This is a genomic window from Nonomuraea sp. NPDC050404 (assembly GCF_040655495.1).
GTDB lineage: Bacteria > Actinomycetota > Actinomycetes > Streptosporangiales > Streptosporangiaceae > Nonomuraea.
Genome location: NZ_JBFAKB010000013.1, coordinates 24,898 through 35,060 on the forward strand (window position 1 = coordinate 24,898; position 10,163 = coordinate 35,060).

The window sequence follows — 10,163 nt, forward strand, 5'->3', positions numbered from 1 at the left end:
TCAGCGGGCGGCCATCGCGGCGTCCACGATCTCGCCCAGTTCGCGCAGCCGCGGCACGGCGTAGCGGCTCAGCGCGCCGGGGATGTCGGTGGCGCCGATCACCTGGCGCCAGACGGCCCGCCCCGCCAGGAACCCGGACGCGCCCTCGGCGCAGGCGAGTTCGACCGCGCGCGGATACAGCTCGTGCGGCACGCCGCTGGACAGCACCACCCAGGGGCCGTCGATCGCGCCGGTCAGCGCCGCGCAGCCGCGCCGGACGTCGTCCTCGGGGGCCTCGCAGTGCAGCGGCATCTCCGCCTTGTACAGGTCCTGGCCCAGCGCGCCCAGCTCCTTGGCGGCGGCCAGCACCCCGGCGTTCCACTCCTCCGGAGTGAGGGCGGGCCCGCGACGCGAGGCGCGCGCCACCGGCTCGACGATGCTGATCAGGCCGGCGGTCCGGCAGCGGGCGACGAAGTCCCTCACCATGGCCACCCGGCCGGCGGGGTCCTCGTCGGGCCGCCACAGGACCAGCAGCTTCATGGCCACGCCGCCGATCGACCTGACCCAGGCGCCGGGGACGTCCTCGTCGATGCGTACCTCGGCGACGAACTCGCGCTCGTCGCCGGTGAAGTGGTCGGCGGCGGCGATCAGCCCGCAGCCGGGCGCGATCACACCGGCCTTCAGGACGGCGTCCAGCGCGAACTGGCGCTCCAGCAGCACGCCGGAGGCGTACGGGGTCAGGGCGCGCACGGCCTCGACCTTGAACGCGGTGATCTGCTCGTCGGTCACCGGCGTGTCCTGGTGCTCGGCGAACATGGCGCGCAGCGCCTCGCGCTGGTCCACGGCCAGCATGGCGAACCCGCCGGACGGGCGCGCCAGGGCGGAGAGGTCGGGGGCGGCGGTGGACGATGCGGTCACGATGCTCCTTCTGATGTCTGGTGAGAGGTGATGCCTGAGTGCTGAGGTGATGCCTGGGTGCCGAGGTGATGCCTGGGTGCCGAGGCAATGTCTGGGGATGAGGTGGTGTCTGGGCGATGAGGTGGTGTCTGGGCGATCAGGTGATGTCTGGGCGATCAGGTGGGCTTCTTCGATGCGGTCATGGCCGGGATCCGGGGGCTGGCGGTGCGGATGCCCAGGGCAGCGGCGCGGCCGGGTGCGCGGTGGCCGCGGCGAGGGTCTCCGCGTGGCCGGGGATGCCGCTGCGGCCGTCCAGCCCGCGGCAGGACAGCGCCGCCGCGGCATTGGCGTAGGCGAGCGCGGCCGGCAGGTCGAAGGTACGGGCGAGGGCGGCGACGAGGGCGCCGTGGAAGACGTCACCCGCGCCGAGCGTGCTGCGCACCTCGATCCCGGCCAGGCCGGGCACCCGCCAGCAGCCTCCGGCGTCGGCGGCGTAGGCCCCGTGCGGCCCATCGGTGGCCACGACCCGCACCCGAGGGGCACGGCCGGCAGGGTCCGCGATTCCTGGGCCACCGCCGACCGGGTCCGCAGCTCCCGGACCGCCGCCAGGGTCCGCGGCTGCAGGCCCGTCGCCGGCAGGGTCCGTGGTTGCAGGCCCGTCGCCGGCAGGGTCCGTGGTTGCAGGGTCGCTGCGGAGGGCGGCGCGTAGCAGGTCGGCGGGTTGCCGGCCGTCGTACACCTCGCGCAGCACGTCGAGCGTGGGCACGTACACCTCAACTCCCGCCGGCCGTGGCCCCGGCAGCAGGTTCCCGGCGTCGTAACAGACCACGGGCCGCCGGGCGGCGGCGGGCAGCGCGGCGAGCAGCGGCGCCACGGCGGGCCAGCCCACGTGGTCCACGAGCAGCAGCGGCGCGGACACGATGGCGCGGGCGGCCTCGCTGCCGGGTTCGACGCGCAGCTCCGGGCCCGGCCGCACGCAGATGGCGCGCGAGGCCCGGGGCCGGTCGATGAGGACGACGCAACTCCCCGACGGCTGCCCCGCGACGGTCCGCACGCCGCCGACGTCGACGCCCTCGTCGGCGAGCCCGTCGGCGATAAGCGTGCCCTGCCGGTCGTCGCCCACCGCCGCGACCACGGCGGCCCGCAGTCCCAGCCGGGCGAACGCGACGGCGGCCGTCGCCGCGGGTCCGCCTCCGGCCCACACCATGTCCTCCGCGACGACGCGACCGTCGGCGGGCGGAAGGCAGGGCAACTGCGCGACGGTGTCCCACGTGGCGACCCCGACGAACACGGCATCGGGCGACGGCGCCATCACTACCTCACAAAGTTTGTTGATTTGCTAACATTCATTGTGCGGAGGTTAACAACACGAGTCCAGCAGGTCAACGGCCCGCTCTAACCTTTTCTGCCAGATCGCAGGCACCGCCGAGGCCCAGGGGTGATGCGGCACGGGGCAGGGGATGGTAATTTTTCAACAACCGCACGACTGGAAGGAGGGCCCGTGAGTTCGAACGCCATGCGGTACGACGCAGCGCCCGCGCGGCGCCAGGCGATCCTGGACCGGGTGCGCGCGGCGGGGTTCTGCTCCATCGCCGACCTGGCCGAGGCGCTCGCCGTCTCCGACATGACGGTCCGCCGCGACGTACGCCGCCTTCACGACCTGGGCGAGGTCCGCGTCGTGCACGGCGGCGTCAGCCTGCCGGAAGGGCACGAGTTCAGCGCCCGCGAGCACGAGAACGCCGGCTCCAAACACGTGATCGGCGCGGCGGCCGCACGGCTGGTCAAGCCGGGCGACACCATCGCGGTGGACGCGGGCACGACGGCCCACGCCCTGGTCACCGCGCTGCCGCCGGAGTTCCGCGGCAGCGTCGTGACCCATTCGGTGCCCGTGATGCAGTCCCTGCTCGACTCGCCGCACATCGGCTGCGTGGGGCTCGGCGGCGACCTCAACCCGTCGAGCAGGGCCTTCGTCGGCCCCGCCACGGTTGAGGCGGCGGTCAGGCTGCGGGTCCGCTGGTGTTTCCTGGGCGCCGCCGCCGTCGACGACCGCGGCTGCTACGGCGTCTACGACCTCGAACGTCCCACGAAGCAGGCGCTGATGGACATCGCCGACTTCGTCGTGCTCGTCGCCGACGCGGGCAAGTTCCACACCTCCGCGCCGGTGCTCCTGACGCCTCTCGACCGGCTACACGCCATCGTGACCGACGCCGAGCCGCCCGCCCGCTTCCGCGCGGCCGCCGAGGAGCACGGCGTGCGCCTGATCATCGCCGGGCGGGCGGCCTCGTGAGCCTGACGATCGAGTCCATGTCGGTACGCGTGTTGCGGGCGCCGCTGCGCGATCGGGTGCCGATGTCGTTCTCCTCGCTCACCGCGCGCCATTCGGTCCTGGTGACCGTGGGCGCGGGCGGGGTCACGGGCACCGGTGAGAGCTGGGTCAACTATCCCGAGTGGGGCTGGCGTGAACGGCTGGCGACGCTGGACGGGCTGCGCCCGCTCGTGCTCGGGGCCGACGCCGACGATCCCGCCACCCTGATGGCGGACCTGGCGGCGCGCCTGCGGGGCGTCGCCCGCCAGTGGGGCGCGCCCGGGCCGCTGTGGCAGGCGCTCAGCGGCATCGACATGGCCCTGTGGGACCTGCTCGGCCGCGTCCGCGGGCTTCCCGTGGCCGCCCTGCTCGCCCGTACACCGCCAGGCGACGCCTCCCCCACGACAGTGCGGGCGTACGGGAGCGGCGTCGGACCCACCGACGTCGCGCTGCTCACCGAGCGCGCCCTCGGCCTGGGCCTGCCCGCGGTGAAGATCAAGGTCGGTTTCGGCGAGGAGACCGACCTGGCCACGATCCGGGAGGTGCGGGCGGTCGCCGGAGCCGGGCTGGAGGTGTTCGCCGACGCCAACCAGGCGTGGGACCCGGACACCGCCCGGCGCATGTGCCGGCTGCTCTCCGAGTACGGCGTCGCGTGGTTCGAGGAGCCGCTCGACGGTGACCGTACCGAAGACCTCAAGGAGCTGGCCGAGAGCACCGGCGTCGCGCTGGCCGGCGGCGAGAACGTCTACGGCGCGGAATCCTATGCCGAGCGCCTTGCGCTGCCCGCGCTCGCCCACATCCAGCCGGATCCGTCCAAGACGGCCGGGATCAGCCTGAGTGACGCGATCGGCCGGATGCCGGGCACGGCCCGGCTGAGCCCGCACTGCTACGGCGGCGCCCCCACTCTGGCGGCCGCCGCCCACCTCGTGGCCGCCGCGCCCAGGCCCGGCTGGGTCGAGCTGGACCTGCGCGACAACCCGCTGCGCACCGGCATCGCCGCGCCGATGCCGCTCGACGGCGACGGCCTCATCCACGTGCCCACCACGCCCGGCCTCGGCGTCGACTACGACGAGCAGGCCCTGGCCCACTACACCCATGCCGCCCTCGACGGGCGGTCCGTCTAAGCCGGCATTCGGGAGGATCACCCATGTCAACCATCCCCTCCGCACTCGGTACGCCCCTGCCGGGCGCCTGGCTGCCCGATCCCGAGCCCGGACCCGTACGGCTGGAGGTGGTCAATCCGGCCGACGGGACGACCGTGGCCGAGGTCGTGGGAGTGGGCGCCGAAACCGCGCCGCGCGCCGTGACGGCCGCCGCGCGCGCCCTGCCCGGCTGGGCCGCCGCCCCCGCCGGGACGCGCGCCCGGGCGCTGCGCGCGATCGCCGACGACCTGCGGGCGGCGGCGGACGACACAGGACCCGGCAGCCTGGCCCTGCTCATGACCCAGGAGACGGGCAAGCGGCTGGCCGAGTCGCGCGCCGAGATCCTGTTCTCGGCCGACTTCTTCGCCTGGTTCGCCGAGGCCGCGCCGCACGCCGCGGCCGAGGAGCCGCTGCTCGCGGCGGGCCGTGACTTCCGCGTGCGCCGCGTGCCCCTCGGCGTGGTCGCCGCCATCACCCCGTGGAACTTCCCGCTGTCCATCCCGGCCCGCAAGATCGCCGCGGCGCTGGCGGCGGGGTGCACGGTCGTGCTCAAGCCCAGCGAGCTCACCCCCGTCTCGGCCGCGCGGCTGACCGAGATCTGCCTGCGGCACCTGCCGCAAGGCGCGCTGACCTCCGTGGTCGGCGACCCGATCGGCCTGACCGCGGCCCTCACCGGCGACGAGCGGGTGGCCGCCGTCACCTTCACCGGCTCCACCCGCGTGGGGGCCATCGTCGCCCGGCAGTGCGCGGCCCGGTTCCTGCCCGCGGTGCTGGAGCTCGGCGGGCGCGGGCCGTTCGTCGTCGGCCGGGACGCCGACTTCGGCACCGCCGTGGACGCGCTGGTGACGGCCAAGTTCCGCAACAACGGCGCCTCCTGCATCGCGGCCAACAACGTGTTCGTGCACGAGGACCTGTACGCGCCGTTCATCGAGCGGTTCGCCGAACGCGTGGCGGCCCTGCGGCTGGGCGACCCCGCGGACGCGAGCACCGACCTCGGCCCCCTCATCACCGCCGGCCAGCAGCGCCGGCTGACCGGCCTGGTCGAGGAGGCGCACGCGGCCGGCGCCCGGATCATTCCCGGCCCGCCCGCCCCCGGCCGGGGCTTCTTCGTCAGCCCCGCCGTGGTCGAATGCCCCGACGACTCCCCCGCGCTGTGGTCGCAGGAGATCTTCGGCCCGGTCACGGCCACGCGTTCCTTCACCGACGAGGACGCCCTCGTCGAGGAGATCAATGGCTGGGGGTACGGCCTGGGCGGCTATGTCTGCGACGAGCCCGAGCGCGCCCGGCGGCTGGCGTCCAGGCTGCGGATCGGCATCGTCGGGGTGAACAACGGCGCGCCCAACAATCCCAGGGTGCCGTTCGGCGGGTTCGGGCAGAGCGGTCTCGGACGCGAGGGCGGCCTGTCCGGCCTGCTGGCGTTCACCTCGGAGCAGACGCTGAGCCAGGCCGTGTGACACGCGGCCCCGGGGTTCGGATCGCCGCCGCCCATCGGAGCCGAATTCCTCTCCGCAATTTCCTCTTATATCCACATTCTGGCGTTTGTTGACCCGTCGCAATCCCCAATTCTCGGGATTTCTGTATCCGTGAGCACGCTGCACATTTGGGAGGACAAGCAAAACCGGCGGAGACGAATTCGAGAGCGAGACGAAAAGGCGAGCCATCGCCACTCGATCCGATAATTCCCCATTCGCCGCAAGTCTCACGGAGGCAGACATGAGGATCTCAACCAGGCTGACCATGACGGTGGCGGCCTCCGCCCTCGTCGCCGCGGGCGTCTTCACCCTCTCAGGGGCGACGGCGCAGACCGCGTCCGCGGCGCAGTCCGCCCAGCGGGCCGCGGCGGGAACGATGTTCTGGGCCAAAGTGGCCGCGAACGGAAACCTGCTCGCCGCGTCGGGCGTCGGCAACGTCAACAAGTTCGGCCAGGGGCGGTACAACCTGACCACGGACGCGGACATCAGCCGCTGCGCCCTCACCGGCACGATCAACACCAACGGCGGCGGCGACCCCGGGCCGGGAAGCGCGTCGATCCTGGTCGGCGCCGTCAACGGAAGAACGCTCTTCGTCCGCACGGCCACCCCTTCGGGCCCGAGCCCGAGGAGTGTCGACGACGACCGGCCGTTCTCCCTCCTGATCGCCTGCTGACCCACAGGCAACCCGCGATGCTCCCCGCCCGCCGAACGGCGCCGTCCCGGTGCGCGGGCGGGGAGGTCACGCGTTGAGGGAGGCGATGAGTTGGTCGCGTCCGCTCGTGCCCGTCTTGCGGAACAGAGCCTTGAGATGGTCGCCGACCGTGTAGACGGACAGGTCGAGCACGCGGGCGATCTGCTTGGGCGCCGACCCGTCGTAGAGGTGCTGCATGATCTGCCGTTCGCGGGCGGTGACCCCGTACCAGTCGCAGAACGAGGGCATCAGCGCCTTGCCGCTCGCGCGCTGGATCATGACCGCCACGTCGCCGTCGTCGCCGAGCCGCTGGGCCTCGATCGTGGTCCACCAGCCGCATCCGACCGAGGGGACGCACAACCGCAGGTGCCGCGGCTGCTCGCGCGCCACCACCGCCAGGCACGCGAACGCGCAGTCGGCCAGCCACTGCGGTACGTCCAGCGGCACCCGCAACGCCTCCAGCCACGGCCGCGCCTGCGGCGTCATCGTCCTGATCCGGCTGTCGGCCCCGACGATGAGCATGCCCGGCCGCGGCTCGGGCGGAGCGGAACTGGCCGGCGAGGCCGTCACATAGGTGCGGAACGCGGCGACCAGCACGGGCCCGACGCCTGCCAGCCGTCGCGCGTCGGCCTCGTCGAACGGACGGCGGTCCGCCGCCCGCATCAGGCAGAGCACGCCCCACACGCCCCGCGCCGACCGCAGCGCCAGGCACAACTCCTCGCCGGCGCCGTGCTCGTCCAGCAACCGGTCACGCAGACCCGGGCGCCGCCGCAGGGTCACCTTCACCGGCAGATGCTGCCCCGCCAGCCGGGCCAGGTCCCGCACGCACGCTCTCACCCGGTCCGCCCTGAGCAGTTCACGGCCGAGATCGGCCGTGTATCCGTGCCAGAACGCCAGCGTGGACAGGCCCGTGCCGGACGACGGACTGTTCGCCCCGCAGCGCAGCGCGTCGTGCGGCACCACGGGCGCGATCACCCGTGACAACTCCGCCGCCACCGCCCCCACCCCCGCACCGGGTGCCAGCGCCGCACACAGATCCCGATACAACCGGCTACACTCCGTCATCACCTTCCCAGTGTGCGGCGGAGCGTCCCACGCCGGCCAGCGAATTTCCGCCGGCGAGGTCGCCGCCTCGACCGGCCCGGGAGGCCGATCGCCGGACGTGGACGGTCCTCGCCCAGGCTCAGCCTGGACGAGGACCGGCCCACTTCTCGCGACGGGTCAAACGGGGGGCGCTTCAGCCGTGCGAGTCGACGGCACCCGTACGCTTGACGGCCACGTCGTCATCGCCGATGGAACAGGAAGGGCCGTTCGGGCCGCCGAAGCGGACCGAGTCGAAGAAATCGCGGAAGTCGATGTAGAAGTTGCCCTTGCCGCGCGGGCTCGTGACGGCCGTGCAGCCGCCGTAGTCGGGCTCGGAGTAGAGGTGGATGAGCGTGTCGGTCCGGTTCCAGTCGGACTTGGCGCGGTCGCCCATTCCCAGCGCCGCCAGGCTGCCCGTGCTGCCCTGGAGCTGGACGATGTCGCCGGTGCCGTCGAGACCGGAGAACAGGCAGTAGTGGCCCTCCTGGCAGCGGTCGTACCCCTCGGCCGCCTGCGCCGGGGTCGCCAGCGTGGTCAGGGCGGCGGCTACCGTTAACGCCAGGACATGAAACTTCTTACCCATCGTTCCTCCACAGAAGAAACTTTCCTTCGCCCCCTGAAGATACCCAGCGAGATCGACTTGCACCAGACCGCCGAGGGGATCGGCTTCGCGGCGCCCCGTCTGAGGACGGGGACTCTGTCTGGCTTTTGGGTCTTGCGTAAGTTTTGCTGTCAAATTAGTCTGCGCCACAAGTTAAGAAACTTTCCTAACCGGTCGGGTAAAGGCGGCAGTTCGGTGCTGGAGTCGCGGTCACGCCGATGCGCCACCTGACCGTCCACCCAAGGAACGGGAGTCGTTTCGTGAGGCGAAGCACAGTAGCGAGGATCTTGGCGGTCGTGGCCGCGATGGCGCTGCCGCTGGTGGCGCCCTCCGCGGGTGCGGCCACGGCGCGACCGGCGACGACGACGGCCGCGACGCGACCGGCGGCGGCCGATCCCCTGGTGTCGCAGGGCAAGGCCGTGACCGCCTCCTCGGTCGAGGCCGCCGGCCTGGAGCCGGGCAAGGCGGTGGACGGCAGCACGTCCACCCGCTGGGCCAGCGCCGAAGGAGTGGACCCGCAGTGGATCCGGGTGGACCTCGGCTCCGCGCACAACCTCTCCCGGGTGCGGCTGACCTGGGAGGTCGCCCACGCCACGGCGTACCGGGTGCAGACCTCGCCCGACGGCTCCACCTGGAGCGACGTCTACTCCACCACCTCCGGCGACGGAGCGGTGGACGACCTCACGGTCAGCGGCACCGGCCGGTACGTACGGGTGCACGGGACGCAGCGCGGCACCCCGTACGGCTACTCCCTGTGGGAACTGGAGGTCTACGGAGCTCCCACCGGCGGCGGCAACGGCGGCACACCCGTGCAGGCCAACGGGCAACTGCGCGTGTGCGGCAACAAGCTCTGCAACGAGAGCGGCAAGCAGATCCAGCTACGCGGCATGAGCAGTCACGGCATCCAGTGGTACAACCAGTGCCTCAACACCGCCTCACTCGACGCGCTGGCCGGCGACTGGAAGGCCGACGTCCTGCGCATCTCCATGTACATCCAGGAGGGCGGCTACGAGACCAACCCCCGGCTGTTCACCGACCGCGTGCACTCCCTGATCGAGATGGCAACTGCCCGGGGCATGTACGCGATCGTGGACTGGCACATGCTCACCCCCGGCGACCCCATGTACAACCTCGGCCGGGCCAAGACGTTCTTCACCGAGATCGCCCAGCGGCACAACAACAAGAAGAACGTCCTGTACGAGATCGCGAACGAGCCGAACGGCGACGCCGTCACCTGGTCCGTCATCCGCGACTACGCCCACCAGCTCATCCCGGTGATCAGGCAGCACGACCCCGACGCCCCCGTCCTGGTCGGCACCCGCGCGTGGTCGTCGCTCGGCGTCTCCGGCGGCGGCGACGAGAGCGAGATCGTCAACAACCCGGTCAACGCCGCCAACATCATGTACACGTTCCACTTCTACGCGGGCACGCACGGCACCGAATACCTGAACACCCTGTCCCGCGCCGCCGACCGGTTGCCGATCTTCGTGACCGAGTTCGGCACCCAGAGCGCGTCCGGCGACGGAGCGAACAACTTCACCAGGTCGCAGCAGTACCTCGATCTGCTGGCCCAGAAGAAGATCAGCTGGGTGAACTGGAACTTCTCCGACGACTTCCGCACGGGCGCCGTCTTCACCACCGGAACCTGCCCGAACGGCCCGTTCGCCGGCACCGGGAACCTCAAGGAGGCCGGAGCCTGGATCCGCGACCGGATCCGCACCGCCGACGATTTCTGAGGCGGACATCGCCCGAAGCCGGCGACCGGCCCGCCTCGCGCGTTGCGGGCGGCGCTGGACGGCGGGCCCGTCTCGCTGTGGGTCACCGCGTACGACTCGGCGGCGGCGCGGTCACGCAGACGATCAGCGCAGCGCGGGCGCGGCACCCCCTCAGGCGATCTTGGCCGGTTTTGGACACGGTGATCCGCCCGTCACCGAACGAGAACGGGCGAGGTGACCGGCGGCGGCCGGAGGCAGGGCGGGGCGCCTTGACGGGA

The 10,163-nt window shown here is 72.3% G+C and carries 9 protein-coding genes; 5 read left to right on the forward strand and 4 right to left on the reverse strand.

Annotation, left to right across the window (positions count from 1 at the left end; translation table 11 throughout):
• Positions 1-897, reverse strand: coding sequence for a hypothetical protein (locus AB0I81_RS32990; RefSeq protein ID WP_360664512.1), 897 nt, complete (start codon positions 895-897; stop codon positions 1-3).
• A gap of 178 nt (positions 898-1,075) precedes the next feature.
• Positions 1,076-2,188 carry a PfkB family carbohydrate kinase gene (locus tag AB0I81_RS32995; protein WP_360664515.1) on the reverse strand — a complete coding sequence of 371 codons (1,113 nt, stop codon included), beginning with the start codon at positions 2,186-2,188 and terminating at the stop codon, positions 1,076-1,078.
• 189 nt (positions 2,189-2,377) lie between these two features.
• On the opposite strand from AB0I81_RS32995, the gene AB0I81_RS33000 reads away from it, so the two are divergent.
• From AB0I81_RS33000 to AB0I81_RS33015, 4 genes are all read left to right on the forward strand, one after another.
• Entirely contained in the window at positions 2,378-3,163 is a 786-nt protein-coding gene (locus AB0I81_RS33000) for a DeoR/GlpR family DNA-binding transcription regulator (RefSeq protein WP_360664518.1), read from the forward strand.
• Positions 3,160-4,305, forward strand: coding sequence for a mandelate racemase/muconate lactonizing enzyme family protein (locus tag AB0I81_RS33005; RefSeq protein WP_360664521.1), 1,146 nt, complete (start codon positions 3,160-3,162; stop codon positions 4,303-4,305). The genes AB0I81_RS33000 and AB0I81_RS33005 overlap by 4 nt, the downstream gene beginning before the upstream one ends.
• A 23-nt stretch (positions 4,306-4,328) precedes the next feature.
• On the forward strand, positions 4,329-5,777 hold the full coding sequence (locus AB0I81_RS33010; protein WP_360664524.1) for an aldehyde dehydrogenase family protein: 1,449 nt from the start codon (positions 4,329-4,331) through the stop codon (positions 5,775-5,777).
• Positions 5,778-6,036: 259 nt separating this feature from the next.
• Entirely contained in the window at positions 6,037-6,468 is a 432-nt protein-coding gene (locus tag AB0I81_RS33015) for a hypothetical protein (protein ID WP_360664527.1), read from the forward strand.
• 66 nt (positions 6,469-6,534) lie between these two features.
• On the opposite strand, the gene AB0I81_RS33020 is transcribed toward AB0I81_RS33015, so the two are convergent.
• Complete coding sequence (locus AB0I81_RS33020) at positions 6,535-7,551, reverse strand: helix-turn-helix transcriptional regulator (RefSeq protein ID WP_360664530.1); 1,017 nt, start codon at positions 7,549-7,551, stop codon at positions 6,535-6,537.
• Between the two features lie 172 nt (positions 7,552-7,723).
• Positions 7,724-8,152 carry a peptidase inhibitor family I36 protein gene (locus AB0I81_RS33025; protein WP_360664533.1) on the reverse strand — a complete coding sequence of 143 codons (429 nt, stop codon included), beginning with the start codon at positions 8,150-8,152 and terminating at the stop codon, positions 7,724-7,726.
• Positions 8,153-8,430: 278 nt separating this feature from the next.
• Between AB0I81_RS33025 and AB0I81_RS33030 the strand changes: the two genes are divergently transcribed.
• Positions 8,431-9,906, forward strand: a complete 1,476-nt coding sequence (locus AB0I81_RS33030; protein ID WP_360664536.1) for a cellulase family glycosylhydrolase — start codon at positions 8,431-8,433, stop codon at positions 9,904-9,906.
• The last annotated feature ends 257 nt before the right edge of the window (positions 9,907-10,163 follow it).

What these genes read in the sequence shown, in the direction of transcription:
- AB0I81_RS32995 (WP_360664515.1), bottom strand. Translation starts at nt 2,188, where the DNA reads ATGGCGCCGTCGCCCGATGCCGTGTTCGTCGGGGTCGCCACGTGGGAC.
- AB0I81_RS33010 (WP_360664524.1), top strand. Translation starts at nt 4,329, where the DNA reads ATGTCAACCATCCCCTCCGCACTCGGTACGCCCCTGCCGGGCGCCTGG.
- AB0I81_RS33015 (WP_360664527.1), top strand. Translation starts at nt 6,037, where the DNA reads ATGAGGATCTCAACCAGGCTGACCATGACGGTGGCGGCCTCCGCCCTC.
- AB0I81_RS33020 (WP_360664530.1), bottom strand. Translation starts at nt 7,551, where the DNA reads ATGACGGAGTGTAGCCGGTTGTATCGGGATCTGTGTGCGGCGCTGGCA.
- AB0I81_RS33025 (WP_360664533.1), bottom strand. Translation starts at nt 8,152, where the DNA reads ATGGGTAAGAAGTTTCATGTCCTGGCGTTAACGGTAGCCGCCGCCCTG.